An 18334-nucleotide genomic window follows, 5' to 3' on the forward strand; every position below is an offset into this window, starting at 1 on the left:
AGTAACCTCCTTATTCTTTGTACCCTAATGACCTGCTTACCAGCGCCATAACCTCTCCTCTGGTAATCGAATCATTAAAGCGTTTTTCGTGAATAACAACTCCTAATTTCTTTAATTCCTCAAAGTACGCCTCCGCCCAGTGCTCACCCTTGGACGGCAATACATCGGTTGTGTCATTCTTATTCAGCACCCGATACAGCAAGGTCATAAACTCGCCGCGCGTAACTTTGTTATCGTAATTCTTTTCAAATACCTTGCAGCCGTGGCTGTTAAGATATTTGAAATACTTGTCAGCCCAATGTTCAGCGTTTATCACAGGGAACACATTCTTATCTCCGCCCGCCAGCACTCTGGCCAAAATAGCCATTGTTTCACCCCGGCTGATGTTCTGGTCAAAGTTCCGCTCATGCAGCGTCACACCCTTCTTCCAAAGGAAGTAAAAATATTTGTCCGCCCAATGAAGTAAGCTGTCATCGGCAATCGCGACATATTCCTTGATCGGGTAATCTTTCCGAATGGTGAAAAAGCCGTTCTTTCCCCAACCTCGGCCGTAAGAATTATGGCCGTACCAAACGGCCTTACTATCGTCCCAGCCATAAATTAGCATGGTATGAAAGCCCTTTAAGCTTTCACCGTCTTGCGGGTTGGGAATAATCCCATTGCTCTGGACAAAGCTAAACGATGGATACAAGGGAATGCAGATACAGACACACCCAAGCTTTTTAATCGCCTGCTTGATTTCCGCTTCCGTTTCCGGAAAAAGGTATTTGTCAGCTTTGTACCCAGCCGCTGAACTTAGCAGCGCTGGACGTACTTCCCCGTAAAACTTATCTTTATTGTCCTTGTAAGAAACCCTGTCGCTTGTCTGCCTTGGGTTTAAGTCATATTGCGATAAAAAACACACGCCATCCTCGACCAGCTTTTCGGCCTGATCTTTTAGTGATGTTCCTTCCGTGTCCAGCAAGTAGCTAATATTCTTTGGCCGGTTCATCCATAAAAACCAGCCGCTGAATAAAAAGACATTGTCCGGGTTCTGAATATACTCCAGCAAAGATTTTGCCTTTGCCAGCGCTTGACCGACGCAGCTGCCGGAAAGCAGCTGATTATACATAACCATGTTTAATATGGTTTCAATGTTCTCCGGCTTGTAAACCGGTCCCAGTTCTACGCCGCTTTCTGCCAAAACCGGAAAGTCTTTCGGACTTCGGTTAGACGGAATTGCACCAAATATTTGATTATTTGTGCTGAATGCTTCTTCCATGTATCAATCCTCCCTTACTTCCGCCTTATTAATTTCTGGTTCGTACACCTTGTCCACTAATCCGTTACCGCCATATTCCTTGCGGTAAACATCAAGATTCGCGTGAAAGTTTTCAAGCTGTCGCCGCGTAATGTACCCTTGTTTCTTTACCGCGTTGTAACAAACAAATAATTTGTCTCGAAGACTCCCCAGCTTATATTCCCGGTCACGCCGGATATGATCGTCAATCTTTTCCGCCAGCTTGTCAATACTGGCTTGATTTTCCTTTATCATGGCAAATAGCTCCTCTTTTTCCTGCTGCTTGTCATGATAGTCCGTGACTGCCTTATACACTCGTTCTATGACCTTATACAGGCCGTAGAACGCACAGCATAGGCCAATTACTTGCTCTATACTAAAACGCCCAAAAATACCAATAATATCTTTCACCATTCACCACCTTTGATTGGGGCAGCTCTCGCCGCCCCATGTCCTTTGCCCTTAGTCGATAGTTTCCGGGATTACTTCCCGAAGAGCCTGTTTCTCAGTCTCCGTCAACCGAGGATAACTCGCCAGAATTTCTTCTCTGGTGGCCTGCTCGGCTTCCATACGGGCCAGAATCGCACGTTTGAAAATCCTTAATTTGTAGTCTTTCATCTCTGTTCACCTCCTGCTATCAGGTCAGCTAATAATTGGTTGATATCATTAATCGATTGCGCTGTTTTCTCGCTTTCGGTTAACGGTCGTGCTACTTCTCTCAAAACAATTTTCTTTTCCACATCGTCCCAATACTCAACATAATCTATGCCAGGCTTGGGGTGGTGCGGCGGTATTGGCCGCTCCACTTCGGCCTTGATTAGCTCGACCGTGGTCGGCTGATAGCCGATAATTTGCTTGTTGTCGTCAATTAAAAATGCGTACATAGTTACCTCCTGTAATTTTTACCATGCAATTAAAGTTCCCCAACCAATATCATATTCTCCCAAATAAGAAAGCATTTTTATACTTCTTACATCTGCAAGATTAAGCATAATCCTATCTGGATTAGATATAAAATAAGAGCCATTGTCTCTAAGTAAAGATCGAAAAACCATATGTTTCGATAATTGCTGAAAATTAGTATCGCTAAAAAACCACAGCTGAAATGCGTACCCTTCATCGGAAGGTCCACCTGATTCTTGGCTATATCTTAATTCCCAAATAAAATTGTTATATTTCTTAGATAACGCTTTTTTAAATTCATATAGTCTATTCCCATATTGGTCTCGCGTTTCCACAGGGTACACTCCTTCAAAAACGCTATTTAATACATCCGCTTTTTTTATCTTCCCAATATTCCCCGCCATCTCCTGCCAACTCGCCGTAGTGCTGGTCGGCACTCCTTTGCCAGTAATGGCGTTGGCAATCGTTGTTTTTCCATTACTGGCTGATTGAAAAAGTTCTTGTAATGTATGATCTGATCCATCACTTGCCTTGAAGTAAACTGGCTTTCTGTTATGGTAGTTGAGGAATAATGTACCATCTTGCCCTGGAACATCACCTTCAATGTGACGAGAGTGAACTTTCTTATCCAAGCCTTTCATGTGAATTCCGTTCCCGTCAACCGAAAATGCATGGTTATCACTCGTTAAAATTTCTTTCCACGGTGCAAAATCAGTATTTTTAATTGACCGCATGGCGACCTTGTTGTCCCACCACGAATATGCAATCTGAACCCCGAATGTTACTGCATAATTATCCTTATTATACGCATGCATAGTGACGATACCATCACCCGTACCTCCTGGACGATTTAGTGTATTTGAATTAAAATAATAACTCATACCATCCTCAATACAGGTATTTAAGTCCAGTACCGGTCTATCCCACTTTTCTTTAGAAGTAATTACATTTTCCCATGGTAGCCATGCTGTTCCATTACTCGTTCTAATTTTCATTGACCATGCTTTGTCAACTTTATTTTCAAGCCCAGATGGACTACCATCTAATTTATAGGCTACTTGCGTACCATACCCGTCATTATTCTCATGACGAAAATACTGGATATACGCCCACGATGTAGGGAGTCCGATTTCTTTGCCTTTATCCGTACTGCATACATAAGGCTCTGGGTAATTGGGATTGTTCAATTCCGCTGCCGTTAATGTCCGTTTATTGTTGGTCAGCTTGTTCTCATTGAGCCATTTCCCTTGCGCTGCCGATATTGGCTTGTCCGTGCTGCCGTCTGACAGGCTATTGATAACTTCTACTGGAGAGGTCATCGCCCGAATAGCTATTTTTTTAACGTCCAAAAAAGTAGCCAGATAATACGCCGGCTCTTTAAAGTGGCTGCCCAGTAAGCCCTCATTTTCCCCGCTTAGGTTTACAATATTGATGGTGTACCCATTGCTTACACAGTTCTGCAATGCCTGATAAAGCCCGGCGCCGTTCTTATCCCCCTTAGAGCCGAATAGATAGTCCTGTCCGACCTTGCCAGTGTTGCCGGTTAAAGTATTGATAAAAGCCTCGTCCGTTGTCGAAATACGAACAGCACTATTATTTTTAAGGTTATTTAATTCCTGATCCAGTACATCTGCATTGTAGTTCAAATCCTCAACATTGATAAAGTCTGCCTCATCCGGCTTTCTTAACTTATAAAAATTCGTTTCCTGCACTTATAACACCTCATTTCTTAACTGTCCCCAAGTTTTGCCTTTAACCTCTCCCCATTTCAAAAGCTTGATATTCCCCCACTGGTTATAAAGCAGCGATACCGTAAACATCATAATGGCCGGGAGCATCCGCTCTAAAAGCTGCCTTACTTCATTCACTTTATTTTTTTCTGTTAATGCTACTTTAACAGTCAAGGATAATCCCTGTAATTCGGTCTTAACCCCGTCTACACCTAATAGAGCTGTCAAACTTTCATTAAGTGTGTTTTTTCTAATATTCCAGCGTAAATACACTCTAAATCTTCTGTTCTCTAAAGTATCATTTTCCTCTGGAAATATGCCTAATAAAGATTCAAAATAAGCTACCCCATCTTCGTCTGCTGTTTCGATGAACATGTTTCTTAAGAATTTATCAATCGCCTCAAGAATAAGTTTGATCTCCGGAGTTTCTGCCTTTGCAATTTCCTTGAATTCTTTGATTTCTCTGATATGAAAAGGTAAATAGCTTAATAGCTCCACTTCTTTAGCCGACATTTTCTATACCTCCTAAAATTGGGAGTTGATTATTCTGTACAGTGTAATTATCCGGTACTGAGTTTATTGTAGTATTCGCTACATCCAGCACTCCCTCAACATTGAGGATACGATTTTCAATTTGAGATATCCTCACTATTAAGGTATCATTTTCCCAATTTTTCCTCATTTCTAAAAAATAATCCTGCAAAGCCTTATTAATTAACGCTTTTTTACTGTTCCAGTCATGCCCGTCTTGAAAAGTAATCCTAACTCTAATCTGGAGAGTTACTGTATCTGGTGTAACTACTGTTACAGTATGCCCTATTGGAACAAGTCCGTTTCCTTGCCCTTTTGGATCTGGGTCTAATATATTCTCAACCCTTTCTGTAAGAACGGGGGTAGCCTTGTTGTACTCACTATCAATAATAAGTAATTTAACTGTTCCAGCACCATTCCACACCGATTTTACGATACACCCTCCAACGCCCCCAAGTGCCTTAGTTTTTTCCTTGTAGTCCTGCTTATTCCAGTTGTACGCCTCACTCTTAAATGAGTTATCATACCGTTGTTTTAGGCTTACATCGCTCTCCTCGTCCTCTGCTGGGATAAGTAGCTCCATAAGCTCTCCCTCCAGATCCTTGTGGAAAAAGTCAATAGGATTAAGCTCTCCAAAACTCTTATTACCGATTTCTCCGAATGTTTCACATTTTATTTGGTAGTAGAAAAATTTTTCCTTTTCTTCAATGAATTTTACGACAATGTAGTTGAGTTCATCGTGGCTAAACCTTGAGCCTACAGGGATTTTCATATTGAATTTACCCTTGAGTATCGCCTGTGTAGCCTCAAAAGGAATTATCCCACGCTGTCTACATCCAAGCTCAATAAACTCTCTAATATCCGCTGTAGCCACATAGCCATTTTTAATAGCGCTATCCAGTAAGATATAGATATTAGCGTGCTCCGCCGATGTAGGAGCTACAGCGTTCATTACTAAAGAGCCCTCTCGCTTATCCACATCAGTAGAAACTCTTGCCAGCGTTCTGTCTAATATCGCCTCGTATGTTTGATCCTCATACATTCATTTCCACCTCCTTACTTCCCAAGTCTGTAACAAGTCGAAACTTGATATACAGCGTATCCTTTTCTTGAGTTACATCCAAATCTTCAATTCCTGTTATGTGCTCATTTTCCAATAAGCACTCCTCCATATACCGCCTACACTCGCTCTGTATAAATTCCTCGCTGTAAGAGCCTCCGATGAGCTCATACACTTCATTACCGTACCCCCAGCTATAAATAAGCCAGCGGTATCTTTTTGCCTTAAGAGCTAAGTAAGCCCATACACAGAGAGCATCTACCCCCTCTACTATTTTCCCTGTGAGCCGATTATTCTTAAAATCAATCTCATACTCTCTAATAGAGGAGGCTGTTACCTCTGGCGTAATGAGCTCAAGCTCCGCATCTGTTGCGAATGGGAATAAACTCATATCACACCTCCACCACTCTCGCCAAAATTACAAATTTATTAGTATTCTCCAGCTTTTGTACCGCTACCAGATCCCCCTTTTTAAGTCCGTCTGAAAAAACTATCTGGCTCTGAGTACTTACCTGCGTATCTGGATCCGAATATACCCCCTCCGGGCTTACCGTTCCGAATGGATCGCTTTGAGTGGTATCTACCGTTACTCCAGATACATAAGGCACTTTAATTTTTCTCGTATAGCCTGCCACCAGATGATCCGCTATATATAAATCCTCCGCATTAAGCACCAAATCATCCACTTTTACGCTATTAGCACTCTGCATAATGCCAAGCTGGAGAGTTACTGGATTATCTTTAGCCCCCTGCGATCTCATCATTCCAAGCATTTCAGCAAAATAATGATCGCTTTCCATTCCGCTTTTATCCACTAAGCCAGTATCTCCTTTCTGCTTGCATCTAATATCTTCCACCCGTTAGCTTTACCGTTATGAGATGAGTAGTAAGAGAGAGCCTGTGCGTAAGTCATAAAGCCCTCCATCTCCGTCCTCCAGTATTTATTGACTACCTCAAAAGGCGGATTAGTCTTAGATCCTACAGTAGGTGTATAAGGCTTAGTAGGATCGTTTGCTTTTTCTCCTTTTTTCGTACTCTTAGAGGATTTTTCCTCTTTTTTCTGCTCTTTCGGAGGCTCTTGAGTCTTTTTCTCATCCATTAGAGCCTTAAGCGTTACGGTAAGTGTCATCGTGGCTACCCCGTCCGTCCAAGTATGCACATCACTATCAATCCACACTAACCCCTTAAGCCCTGTGGTACTGTCTTTTACGATAGCCCCTACTCCCGTTACCGCCTCATTGATATTTACACAGGTAAGGGTAAAAGTCTTTTCCACGCCCTTAAACATACTCTTAGCGGTAGTAGTAGGATCTTTTCCCTCCTCTTTCGTGTAAACCTGCTGAAAAATACCATACCTTTTAACCTCCGCATCGTTTTGTACCACGCTTGAAAGATTTCCTTTTCCATCGTATATTTTTACCTTATTTACCATATTGGTAAGTGTTTCCTTGTAGTTGGAGCTAAGGATATTACTATCCTCCGCTATCTCAATCTCGCAAACCACCTTACCAACTTCCTCTACATTGAGTTTCCCCTTTTTAGCGGTTACTCTGTACTTTTTACCGTTCTTTTGAGATGCCTGCGTGTACGCCTGCATTATAATCTCGTAAATGCTTACATTTTGTACTATGAGCTTTTGATTAAGCCCTGTTACTGCAAGCTCTCCTGTCGGGATCTTTACATCCTCGCACACCAGCTTAGCTATCGTTTCTGCCGATTTATCGGAAAAATTGTAGGTAGCCTTGCTTTTAAGTGTATAGAAAAGGAGGTCATACGCTACATAGGTTACTGCCCCTGCTACGCTGTTTGCCTCCCTGTCTACCACAAACCCCCTAAACCGTTCTGTTACCCCATCATCCTCATATAAGTAGATAGGATCGGCTAAGTCGATGATTAAAGGCGTAATATTTTTATCCAGAGGAGCGTTGATTACTTTAATCCCCAGCTTTCTGGCTACCTCTGTTCTGGAGCCTCCCCAGCTAATGGAGCTTACATAATCTGTAATATCCCTGTCTTTGTGTATTACAATCACTCTAGCCGCCTCCTTAAGGGATAGTTAATACCTGCCCTGCAAATATTAGATTAGGATTTTTAATTTTGTCCTTATTGGCGTTCGCTATCTTAGGGTACTGTGATCCATTCCCGTAAAACTTCTTAGCAATCGCCCATAAACAATCCCCTCTCTGTACTGTATATGTCCTTTTTGTAGTTCCTCCCTCCGCTTTTGGTGTAGGAGGTTTTACTGCCCTCGTTGTAGGTTTTACTGTAGAGGTTTTTTTAGCAATTTTTCTTACCTTAACCTTTTTGTACTCCTTAAGATTGAGGGTATAGTATATATCCCCTGTACCGTCTTTCTGCCCCCAAGTGAAACTCTCGATCGTTGCCTCCATATTGAGTAGTCCTGTGATGATTACTCTTATAGGCTTACCAGATCTCCTCCAGTACTCGATCCTGTTCACTAAGAGGATAGGAGCAATCTTAGAGCGGTTAAAACTAAAATTATATGCCTTAGCTGGAAAAAAGGAGCTAAGAGATACCTCCCTCAGCCCCGTATTTCCTATTAGGTTAATATCCCCAACCTTAACCACATTTACTACAGTATTCCTATGAGCTACAGTAACATTAAATTCTGAGGGCTTTACGGGGAGTTGAAACGCTCCCCATCTTCCCTGTTTTAGCCAAAATTCCATACTATAACCCACCTCCTTACTAAGCTATGTTAGGTACCAGCTTACGGAATTTCTTAACCATATCCTCTACCACTTTATCCACATCCGCCTCTTTTTCGATTACTACTGTATCCGCCAGCTTTTCGATATGGATATTATTCCCTGCTTTACTTACTTCCTTTACTTCCTCAGATTGTCCTGCACTTCCTAATCCTCCTGCATCCTTTACATTGAGCTTTTCCACAGGCTGTAACTCGTTGTTGAGTTTTACGCCTCTTGTACTTACGCTCCTATCGTATTGATCTGCTTGATTTCTTGTAAGGACTTTCTCACCCTCGTGGAGTACTGCTGGGTAGTTATCATAAGGTACTCTATCTTTACCGTAGGCAAATCCGAAAAAATCCCCTACAGCTCCGATACCATCGCCTATCCAACCCCCTACGGTACTAATACCATCTCCTACCGCTCCGACTACTCCTCCTACTGCGTTAACCGCATCTCCGATAAGTCCTAAGCCATCTGCTATCGCCCCAAATATAGGCTCTAATACTGCCCATACCGCCTCAACGGTAGCCTGTATAGCTGGGAATACTGCCTCTACCACTTTCCATAAGGCATCAAATACCGCCATAGCTAAGTCAACGATCGGAGAGATGATCTCCCACGATGCACTGAATATCTCAGCCATAATAGAAACCGCATCCTGTACGATCGGAGAAACAGTTTCAAATACCTGCTGGAGTAAATTCATCACAGGTACGATTACTACCTCGATTACCTCTGCCACCTTAGCTCCTACTGCCTCAAATACTGAGGAAATAGTAGGCATTACCGCCTCGATGATACCGGCTACAGTACTGATTACCTGCTCAACAATCGGCATCGCTGTTTGTACCACCGTTGCCAGAGCGTTAATAATCGGCATCACTGCATTAAGAGCGGTAGAGATTACACTCGCTATAATCGGGAACACTGTAGATACAATGTTTCCAAAGATAGCTATGATATTCTGAATTACTGGGAAAAGTGTCTGTATTAAAGTTCCTAAAGTGGTAAGGATAGGCTGTATAGCGGGTACTGCTGTCTTAAAGACTTGAGATAAGCTAAGAATAATCTGCTTAACTACTGGGATTGCACCCTTTACGATGTCGGCAAACCCTTTAACAAAGCCTCCTCCATCTCTAAACGCATCGCCTAAAGCATCCTGTACTACTGGGAATACTTCCTCAAACATTTCTCCTAACATCGCCACTACTGGTGCTATTGTCTTGATTACATTTGTGATAACAGGGATAAGCCCTTTCATCACACTTTTAGTCATTGAGATAGCGGATGTTATCGCTGTACCTAGCCCGTCAAAAGCCGGATCTACAAGCTCCGCAAGTTCAGCGGGTAGCATTGTCTTAAGTCCGTTTTTCAGAGCTGTTACACTTTTACCCCCCAGCTCTTTCATCTTAGGAGCACCCTTTTCAATCGCTACCCCTATCGCTGTCGGTAAGCTCTCAAAGATCCTACCAAGCATCGGAATAGCATTATCGAATAAGAATGTACTCGCACTGTCAATTACTGCCTCCATTGAGGCTGTTATATCTCCACCTAAAGCCAAGTTGCCTAAGAGGTTTTTTACGCTTGCTTTCATCATCGCAAAAGATCCAGAGAATGTAGAGCTCGCCTCTTTCGCTGTAGCTCCAGCTACTCCCAGATTGTCCTGTATTGCGTGAATAGCACTATACACATCGGCTAAGTTACTAATATCGTACTTTACCCCTGTGAGCTTTTGAGCATCCTTGAGGAGCCTATCCATCTCCTCCTTAGTTCCTCCATAACCCAGCTTGAGGTTATCCAGCATTGTATAATTTTGTTTCGCAAACCCTTGATATGCGGTCTGGATACTACTCATATCCGTACCGAATTTATTAGCATTATCCGCCATATCAATAAGAGCCATATCTGCTATCTGAGCTGACTTAGCGGTATCCCCTCCTAAGCTCTGTAAAAGAGACGCACTAAAGCTCGTTACGGTTTCCATATACTCATTAGCGGAGAGCCCTGCGGTCATAAATGCTTTATCTGCATTTGCCATTACCAGCCCTGCATCCGCCTTAAAGAGAGTTTCTACACCGCCTATACTTTGCTCTAAGCTGGCTCCCTGTGTAAGAGCTCCTCCCGCAAGGGCTGTAAGTCCTGCCCCTGCAAGTCCGATCCCGATCGTTATCCCCTTTGCTAAGCTGGATAATATTCCAGAGATTTTAGACAACCCTGCGGTAGCTCCGTCCTTTATTGCCACCGTTGCCTTTGCTGTCATAGAACCTATGCTTTTTAACCCGCCCTTTATGTGGTTAATCATCGCTGTAGCTCCGTCCCTAATGACTACAAACGGTTTAGCTACGGTCTTTCCTACCGTTTTCAGTGTATCCTTAACCCTTCGTAATATCGGGCTCGCTCTGTCTTTAATAGCCACAAAAGGCTTAGATACTGTATTTCCCACAGTTCTAAGCCTTTCCTTGACTTTCATTATTTTTCTGGTAGCTAAGTCTTTTAACTTCACATAAGGATATACCACCGTTTTACCAACGGACTTTAACCCTTTGATGCTGGAGTTAGTCCTATCCACCTGCTCCGAAAACTCCCGCTGTAGCTTGAGGTTTCGTTGTAGAGTGGCAAACATATTGTCTTTAAGGCTCAGCTTAGCACCAAACTCCATCATTTCTGCCACCTCCTTAGATAATAGCTACTGGAGTTACTCCTTTATTTTCCGTCTTTTTAATAAGTTCGTTATGCTCTTCAATCTCTTTTTCAAAAAAGGCTTGAATTACTGTGAGCTCTCCCTTTTGCATACTGTAAAAAACGGACGGGCGTACTCTACCATTTTTCCAGTAGTAGTACATCATCTGAGCCAGCCCGTCCGTTTCGATTAGTTTTTTACAGATTTTACCGCATTATCCCCAAATCCAGAGAGATCAGAGATTACCTTGTAGATGTTAGTCATCTCCCCAGAGAGGAGCAACTTTCTTACCAGCTCTTTCGGAGTAGGTACCTTGAATTTTGCCATCAAGTCCTTATTCTTAAAGAGTGGCTTTCCGTCATCATCCAGAGCACTCTCAAGAACAGCAAGCGTCTGTAAGAGTGAGAGCTCAATGTCTGCATCCTTACCCTTAATAGATACCGCCATATCCTGTACCGCCTCAAATTTATCTGGAGATAAGGCTGAGAGCGTAATCACGAATGGGGATCCATATATCTCACTAAGACGGATTACCTCTACCTTAGTGGTAGGGAGCTTGATTTCTCCTACATCAGAGCCCAGCAAAAGATCCAGAATGTTTACCGCCTGCTTTTGCTCTGCTACCCCCTCTATTGCTACTGCTGCCTCCCTGTCTACCTCAATTTCCTTAACTTCATTTGTGATAATGTTATTTTCCATTGTTATATCCTCCTAATTTTTTTTTCAGAATAAAAAAGACGGAGAGTTTTTACGCTCCCCGTCCTCTACTTAATCTCTTTGTATGCTCGGCTTAGCGGGGAGCGATCTCGTCTAAATACTCATAGTCCGTAAATGTAAACGGAGCCTCAGTTTCCAGAGGTTTCTGAGCCTCCCAGTCAAACAGAGTAAGATCGTCAAACTGTACTCCAGTTACAGCCACTCTCTCCGTACCGTAAGCATCTGGATCCGCTACCTTACTAATGAGGGTAAAGCGAACATCCTTTTTATCCTTTACCATTCCAGAGATCTTTTTAGCCATTCTGGAGTTGACTTTATACATCGTAAGAGATCCCGTACCCTTGCCCCCTACGATCTTGTTATCGGTCATAAAGATACCGCACTGTTTGATCTCCTCTTTGATAAACTCAATCTTTGCCTGTGCCTTACGGCACTCAGCTACATAATCTCCGTCCAGCCAAAGTTCTCCGAATGTACCGTTTAATATTCTTTTGGTTTCTACAGCCATCTGTTATCCCTCCTTTATTCCTTGTTAATGAAAATGTCAACATCTTCAATGGCATCAAGGATACTGATCTTACCTTTGAGGAATACTCTTGAGCCTGTGTTAGCCTCTTTGATAGCCTGCTCATCCATCTCTGAGGTGTCTACCCCGATACTCTCCAGATACAGCTTTTGTTTAGCTACATTGATCTCTACTGTAGAGCTATCTGCCTTGAGATACCCCCTACCTCCCTCTGTTGCCTCTAAGCCCTTGAGGTAGCCTTTAATAGCTGTAATCAGCAAGCACTTATTATCGTAACTGTTAGAATAGTTGCCGATATAGTACCTATTGATCGTGCTGTAGATGTCGGTTTCAATGAGATCTTGAATAGCAAGGATCTTAATCTTCTTAAGATCTTCCGTATCCATTTCCGCTACTGAGGTAAGGGAGTTTACTCCTCTTGCAATAACAATACGCTCTCCATCATTATAGAGAGTGAGATGTCCTGCATCAATAGCGGTATCTACTTCCTCCTCGTCTGCTACTGGTATTCCAGTAACCTCATCCAAAGGCTTGAATGTACTGGATAATCTAAGGTCTAATCCTGCGATCAAGCCTGCGATCCTGCTACAGTACTCGCCCTCAGTAAACTTTTTCTCCCCTACTTCAATCTTATCGCTTGAGGTAGCATTTACTACCTTAAAGCTGATAACGCCTTTTTCGTTAGCCACCGTGTTGGGGAGTACTGCTACAGGTCTTCGGGCTGTCTTTTTCCTCGTGTCCTTAATCCAAGTAGTAAACGCTGTAACATCCTGCGTGGAAATGTCTGGAGCACCACAGAGATAATTTACTTTTACTGTACCAAAGTACTTAAAAGCCTCTTGATAGTTCTCCGCACTTGCCGGCAAGGTATATACAATTACCTTACTCGGAGCCCCTAAGAATACCCTTTCCAGAAAAGCGGTATTGGTTGCATTAAAGGCACTGCTACCAGTCGGAATATCCTCCACCCCTCTAAGCACCATAGCTCCTCTGTTTTTAGCATCCTTGAGGATAATGCCTACAACCCCCAGAGTACCACTCTGAATGGCTACAACGGCTTTCTTTGAAAACTCAATTACAATATCTGGTAAGCCCATAATTGTATCCTCCTTTACTTCGTTTTAATTGTTTCTAAATCAACCTCTCCCACAGGGTCGCTGTTATCCACATTAGGAACGCTCTCCGTAAAGCTGAGAGTTAGCTTAGTGTATAAAGCCCCCTCGCTCAGCCTTACCTCATCGGAATAGGTCTGTATCTTCGCATACCGATCTTTTTCCTTTACTCCCTCCAGAGGTACTACTGGGATAGCCAACCGCAATAAAAAAAGAGCCTTTAGCTCTCCTCTCATCTTGTATAGGTTTTCCGCAAGTACTTGATGTACCTCGTTCAACTTACCAAAGTAAACAATCTGGAATATCGGACTTTCTTCGTATATGTTACGGTTTTTTATACTACTACCGTCTGTAGCCAGCGTGACTAAGAAACTATCACGCTCAAAATTTTTCGGCATCTCCTGTATATGGACTGGCACGCCAGCATAATTATCGGAGAGTACCTTACATACACTATCTAATAGTCGCATCCTATAAGTTACCTCCCTCTACCTCTCTGGCAATTTGTACCATAAAGCTGTTAATTAGCCTCTCAAGGCGTGGCTTAGCACTCTGCATACCTTTCTCCATAAAAAAGGCTCCCTCAATGTACTTCTCTTTAAGCATAATTCCCTTTTGGTTATTATTCTTTAAGTACTTTGTCTTTCCGCCAACTGTGAGCCTATTTGCAGGTAAAAATCTTTTGCGCTGGACATGTCCGTCATTTACATACAAACCGTACTCTACGTTAGTACCTACCTCTATATAATCTTGAGGTATTCCTTCTCCAAACACAAAAATATTATCTACCAGCCTTGATGTATCTACAGGTACATTAGGGATTATTTCGCTATGATAGATATTACCCATTCTTTCAAGTAGTACTCTCTTTTTATCTGCCCACTTATCAACTAATCCTGAAAATTTCTTCACAAAATCTGCCCAGCCCTCAATCGTAAATCCATCTTCCACTATTACACCTCCTCAGTGTTGAGGAGAGGTACTATAAGTTGGGTACGCTTTTGGTAAGGCTTTCCCGCTGCCGTTTTGTACTCACTCTCCATAATTGGATTACCATATTCGTCCAAAGTATAGATATAAAGCACATCACCAATTTCAATATTTGCCTCTGGATAAGTATAAAGGTTTATTTCTTCTGCGTTTACTTTCTGAGGCTGTCTTTGAGCTACTACGGAGCTCGTTTTGGCTATATGGCACTCGTACCTCGCCACATCCTCTAAAGAGTTCTGCGGTCTATTATACTTTCCAAGTGTAGAGAAGTAGCGTTTTACGATTACCAGCCTATCATATATAAACTGCATCTCCACCGCCCTCCTCACTCTCTCGGAAATAGTTGCCTGTAGGGATATAACCGCTTTTCCACACTTGTAGGAATAGGATCATCAAAGGCTACTTGCTCGTCTGCTAAAGTGTAAGAGGTCTGCCCCTCCGCTCCTCGTTTTCGGTATCGCTGGATAGCTAAATCTTCCTGCACACTCTTTAAGGCTTTCGGGAATACATCCTTACCGTCCTCTATAAAGGTATCTCTGCAAAAAGCCTCTATATCCAGCCTTGCCTTATCAAGGTACACCTGCAATAGCTCAAGTTTTCCCGTGTTATCAGAGGATAGCCCTAAGATAATCCTACATCTTTCTAAGCTATCCATAGGATCCTCCTTAATCTTCTACCAGCTCAACCCCGTCAATGGTAGCAAGTGCTCTCGCTACCTCTACATCTGTAACAGTAGCCTTACCGCCGATAAACTGAACGCCCAGAGAGGAAACGGTAAGGAATTTATTTGTACTTGTAAACTTGTACTCTTTCGCCTTGCCCTTTTTTCCCTCAGCTTTTTCAGTAACCTCTGGAGCTCCGCCCTCAGCAGTTACCTCTACGGCGTTATCCAAGTCTTTTTCTGTATTCTTAGCCATTTGTATTACCCTCCTTACTTCGTAATGTTGATGATCTTAGCCCCAGCAAAGCTATTTAAGAGCTTAATAGTACTTTCATTGATGATGTGCCCCTTGTGGTAGTCACCGGCTTTAGGGAGATCCTCATAGAATGTAGGTCTAAGTTCTGCAATCTGTACCTCGTTAAGGTCAACCGCTAAAAGCGTCTTGCTGTCGGCGTGTCTATTCAGTACAAGGTTAAGATTGCCAAAATCGCTCTCAAACCTGCTAAAGGTTACGCCGAACGCCTTATCTGTGCCTGTAGCATCCGTAATCAAGCGGAAATTGGTACCGCTCTTACCGATGTTGTTAATCAGCCTCTTAATGCCTGCATTGACAAAGACAAAGTACTCTCCGTGAGCACCCTTATCCCACATTTTCTGTAAGAGATCCAACAACATATCCTCGTTAAGTGTCTTGCTTGTAGCATCAATTACATTGGCACTGTTTACAAGATTTACCAAGCCATTCATCTGGCGTGGAGTAGAGGACTGCTCTGCGGCTTTCGTTCCGTTGAGGAAATACCACTCAAGATCTCTCTTAACCTCGATCAGCCTATCGCCTACCTCAGCCTTAAAGCTGTTGCCGATACCTTTAGGATCAAGTGCCTGTGCGGTACCAGATACCTTAGTTACCTTTTCAATGATCTGGCAAAGGTTAGAGTTAGCGGATCTGGTAGAGATAATAGCATCTCCAGCCTCAGCGCCCTCAATCTTGAGTGTACCTCTTGCGGAGTTAAGCTCTTTCTCTCTCCAAGTTACCGTAATATCCTTAGCGGGTACTACCTGCCCTCTGCCCATAAGGAGAGTAGTAAGCGGAGTATCAGTAGGAGATACTAAAGCGATCTCCTCTCTCAAGTCCATTACTTCTCCATCTACAAATTTTTCTCTTGTTACCATAGCATCACTCATAATTCTTTCCTCCTATCGTTTTTTAATCATTCTGCTTTGATCTGAAATGATCGAATTTTTCGGAGATCATACCTCTTACATCGCCATCTTTTTTGTACTTATCGTAAGTGGTATTACTCTCATCTTTCTGGGAGCCTGTTTTAGGAGTTTCTCCCTTTAGAAACTCGGCTTTAGCCTTAGCTACTGCTTTAGCTACCTCAGCATCAAACAAGGCTTTCATGCCCTTAATACGCTCTGTGAGTTTCTCTCTACGCTCCGCCTCATCGGAGATACCTGCAAGATCTTCTACAGCAACCAGATTGCGGAAACCTGCATCTAAACCAAGCTCTGAGATGGCATCTACTACATCAAGCCTCAACCCCTTAATAGTTAGGTCATAATCCTTTTTAGCCTGTGCCTCTAAACGCTCACGCTCCTCCGCCTGCTTTCTCTCATCTTCCGTCATCTTTTCTTTTGCCTGTTTATCCTGCCACTCTTTCTCTTTTTTCTTGATAGCATCCGTTACTCTTTTGTCTGCTATTTTTTCATACTCTTTCTGGAGCTCCGCTCTAATCTCCTCCTCAGTCTTTGCCTTTGGAGTAGTAGTGCTTTCAGAGGCGTTCTCTGTTGCGGTAGTCTTACCGCTATCCTCTGTGCTCGTGGTAGTTGTAGTAGTTTCTTTTGTGGTTTCTTTAGCATTATCAGCCATTTTTCTTTACCTCCTATGAAATAAGTTCGTTTTTGTGGATCCCTCGTAAGTTATCCCCAGAAAAGCCCTTTTTACCTTTCATAAGTAAGGCAAGTAACCAGTAAAAAATATGTATTTAGAACAGAGATTTTTTGTATATTTATTTCAGTTTTTATGTTGGAAAACAGAGATAGAAAAAGACAAAAAAAAGAGCACCAGCCAACGCTGATGCCCATTTATCTTACTCTCCTTAAAGATTAGTTATACGAACGGTAAAAGTCCGCTGTAACTTCCTCAATAAGTTCCTTGTTTTTCAAGTCTTTCATCCAATCTTTTGGAATATCACTAATACCCCCATACAGCCCCGCTAATGAGCCTGTAATCGCTCCTATGGTATCTGTATCCCCTCCTAAGCCAACCGCTCTCGTAATCGCCTCTATAAAGCTCTTAGCTCCGTATAAACTCCACAGGCTCGCCTCTAAGCCATCTACTACAAAGCCCGTACTCTTGATAGAGCTTTCTGGGGCCTTTACTCGTTCCATAAGGCTATCTACTTCCCTCATAGCTAAAAGAATAGATCCCCCGCTCTTAGCATAATACTCCTCTACTGCCTGTACTCCTAAAGTGATAGCTTTTTGATGAGTGATACTACGATTTTCCAGAACACTCATAGCTACCCCTGTGTAGAATACACAAGCCTCTTTGCTGATAGGATGAGCGTGAGTAAGAGCTGAGAATTTTCCTACGGTTTCTACTACATATGAATCTATTACAAAACCTTTCCTCTGCCAGAGATCATAAGCTACTGGGAGCATCCGCATAAGCGATCCGTTACCATTACTATACTCGTAATCTTCTCCGCAACTGTCTATATCTTCCCCCATAAGATAGTTATTTATAGCGTTTGCGGTAATTCCCCCAACATCAAACACTACACCCCCGGCGGTAAACTTCGCATCTTTATACCAAGCTACAAAATTATCCATTACTCTACCAAGTGATGGAATATTCCCACTCATCCCTGCCATAGTAGCAAGTGTTAAGCTGGTATCATCACTCCAAGTACCTTTTTCCTGTCTATGAGTTCCATATCCTACCATATTTCTAAGGTGGGCTCTTTTTACATCTTCCCTACGCTTAAACTCATAAGGTACTCCTACAGCATCTCCGATAGCAAGCCCCATTACACCCGCTAATAAGGTTTCTTTACTTGAGCTTTTCATATTTCTCCTCCTTACAGTTTCTCCAATAACATTATATATCCCTTGTATAATATGTGTCAAGGAAATATTTTTATACACCTATCTTAATCGCAAATCTCTTCAATTTTTAGGCAAAAAAAAATAAGGCTATCAGCACTAAGCCGATAGCCTTTTCTTACCCCTCTCTACGATACTTACAAGGCTCCCCATCTAAAAACACATTATCTGGTTTCGTTTTCGGGTAAGGATATATCTCACAACTACACTTATCAGGAGCACCATTAATAAAAATACATCCTTTACAAGTAACGCCATCTCCGAATGGAGTAAATCTTTCTTGTCCAAGTTCCTTATCTCGCTCTGTTCTCTCGTTCATA

22 protein-coding genes and 1 pseudogene are annotated in these 18334 nt (G+C 42.6%); all 23 read right to left on the bottom strand.

The features are described from left to right. Window positions 1–10 precede the first annotated feature (10 nt). The gene (locus C3V36_10845; GenBank protein AVM69693.1) at window positions 11–1261 is read right to left on the bottom strand and encodes a hypothetical protein; all 1251 of its coding nucleotides are present in this window, start codon (window positions 1259–1261) and stop codon (window positions 11–13) included. 3 nt (window positions 1262–1264) lie between these two features. Then, on the bottom strand, window positions 1265–1693 hold the full coding sequence (locus tag C3V36_10850; GenBank protein AVM69694.1) for a hypothetical protein: 429 nt from the start codon (window positions 1691–1693) through the stop codon (window positions 1265–1267). Window positions 1694–1893: 200 nt separating this feature from the next. Continuing rightward, window positions 1894–2163, bottom strand: a complete 270-nt coding sequence (locus C3V36_10855; protein ID AVM69695.1) for a hypothetical protein — start codon at window positions 2161–2163, stop codon at window positions 1894–1896. Window positions 2164–2181: 18 nt separating this feature from the next. Beyond that, a complete protein-coding gene (locus tag C3V36_10860) occupies window positions 2182–3894 on the bottom strand; it encodes a hypothetical protein (protein AVM69696.1) in 1713 nt (570 codons plus the stop codon). After that, window positions 3895–4425 (bottom strand): hypothetical protein, encoded by a 531-nt coding sequence (locus tag C3V36_10865; GenBank protein AVM69697.1) that lies wholly within the window; start codon window positions 4423–4425, stop codon window positions 3895–3897. It lies immediately after the preceding gene. Continuing rightward, entirely contained in the window at window positions 4415–5485 is a 1071-nt protein-coding gene (locus C3V36_10870; protein ID AVM69698.1) for a phage tail protein, read from the bottom strand. Before C3V36_10870 ends, C3V36_10865 begins: the two co-directional genes overlap by 11 nt. Beyond that, window positions 5478–5894 carry a DUF2634 domain-containing protein gene (locus C3V36_10875; GenBank protein AVM69699.1) on the bottom strand — a complete coding sequence of 139 codons (417 nt, stop codon included), beginning with the start codon at window positions 5892–5894 and terminating at the stop codon, window positions 5478–5480. The genes C3V36_10870 and C3V36_10875 overlap by 8 nt, the downstream gene beginning before the upstream one ends. Window position 5895: 1 nt before the next feature. Continuing rightward, window positions 5896–6303 carry a hypothetical protein gene (locus C3V36_10880; protein AVM70528.1) on the bottom strand — a complete coding sequence of 136 codons (408 nt, stop codon included), beginning with the start codon at window positions 6301–6303 and terminating at the stop codon, window positions 5896–5898. A 284-nt stretch (window positions 6304–6587) separates the two neighbouring features. Next, window positions 6588–7535, bottom strand: a pseudogene (locus tag C3V36_10885) (hypothetical protein). A gap of 13 nt (window positions 7536–7548) precedes the next feature. Next, the gene (locus tag C3V36_10890; protein ID AVM69700.1) at window positions 7549–8193 is read right to left on the bottom strand and encodes a hypothetical protein; all 645 of its coding nucleotides are present in this window, start codon (window positions 8191–8193) and stop codon (window positions 7549–7551) included. Window positions 8194–8212: 19 nt separating this feature from the next. Then, the gene (locus C3V36_10895; GenBank protein ID AVM69701.1) at window positions 8213–10879 is read right to left on the bottom strand and encodes a hypothetical protein; all 2667 of its coding nucleotides are present in this window, start codon (window positions 10877–10879) and stop codon (window positions 8213–8215) included. A gap of 207 nt (window positions 10880–11086) precedes the next feature. Continuing rightward, window positions 11087–11596 carry a hypothetical protein gene (locus tag C3V36_10900; GenBank protein AVM69702.1) on the bottom strand — a complete coding sequence of 170 codons (510 nt, stop codon included), beginning with the start codon at window positions 11594–11596 and terminating at the stop codon, window positions 11087–11089. 91 nt (window positions 11597–11687) lie between these two features. Next, a complete protein-coding gene (locus C3V36_10905) occupies window positions 11688–12122 on the bottom strand; it encodes a phage portal protein (protein ID AVM69703.1) in 435 nt (144 codons plus the stop codon). Between the two features lie 14 nt (window positions 12123–12136). Beyond that, window positions 12137–13237, bottom strand: coding sequence for a phage tail protein (locus C3V36_10910; protein AVM69704.1), 1101 nt, complete (start codon window positions 13235–13237; stop codon window positions 12137–12139). 14 nt (window positions 13238–13251) lie between these two features. Next, window positions 13252–13722, bottom strand: a complete 471-nt coding sequence (locus C3V36_10915; protein ID AVM69705.1) for a hypothetical protein — start codon at window positions 13720–13722, stop codon at window positions 13252–13254. Between the two features lies 1 nt (window position 13723). Next, window positions 13724–14206: a hypothetical protein gene (locus C3V36_10920; protein AVM69706.1), complete on the bottom strand. Its 483-nt coding sequence runs from the start codon at window positions 14204–14206 to the stop codon at window positions 13724–13726. Next, complete coding sequence (locus tag C3V36_10925) at window positions 14206–14553, bottom strand: hypothetical protein (GenBank protein ID AVM69707.1); 348 nt, start codon at window positions 14551–14553, stop codon at window positions 14206–14208. Before C3V36_10925 ends, C3V36_10920 begins: the two co-directional genes overlap by 1 nt. Before the next feature lie 14 nt (window positions 14554–14567). Further along, entirely contained in the window at window positions 14568–14897 is a 330-nt protein-coding gene (locus tag C3V36_10930; GenBank protein AVM69708.1) for a DNA-packaging protein, read from the bottom strand. Window positions 14898–14907: 10 nt separating this feature from the next. Then, entirely contained in the window at window positions 14908–15159 is a 252-nt protein-coding gene (locus tag C3V36_10935; protein AVM69709.1) for a hypothetical protein, read from the bottom strand. A 14-nt stretch (window positions 15160–15173) separates the two neighbouring features. After that, window positions 15174–16088, bottom strand: coding sequence for a hypothetical protein (locus C3V36_10940; protein AVM69710.1), 915 nt, complete (start codon window positions 16086–16088; stop codon window positions 15174–15176). 22 nt (window positions 16089–16110) lie between these two features. Next, complete coding sequence (locus C3V36_10945) at window positions 16111–16776, bottom strand: hypothetical protein (protein ID AVM69711.1); 666 nt, start codon at window positions 16774–16776, stop codon at window positions 16111–16113. 236 nt (window positions 16777–17012) lie between these two features. After that, a complete protein-coding gene (locus C3V36_10950; GenBank protein ID AVM69712.1) occupies window positions 17013–17978 on the bottom strand; it encodes an ADP-ribosylglycohydrolase in 966 nt (321 codons plus the stop codon). 154 nt (window positions 17979–18132) lie between these two features. Next, window positions 18133–18333 carry a hypothetical protein gene (locus C3V36_10955; GenBank protein AVM69713.1) on the bottom strand — a complete coding sequence of 67 codons (201 nt, stop codon included), beginning with the start codon at window positions 18331–18333 and terminating at the stop codon, window positions 18133–18135. Between the last annotated feature and the right edge of the window lies 1 nt (window position 18334).

This window comes from Lachnospiraceae bacterium oral taxon 500 (assembly GCA_002999035.1).
Lineage (GTDB): Bacteria > Bacillota > Clostridia > Lachnospirales > Vallitaleaceae > W11650.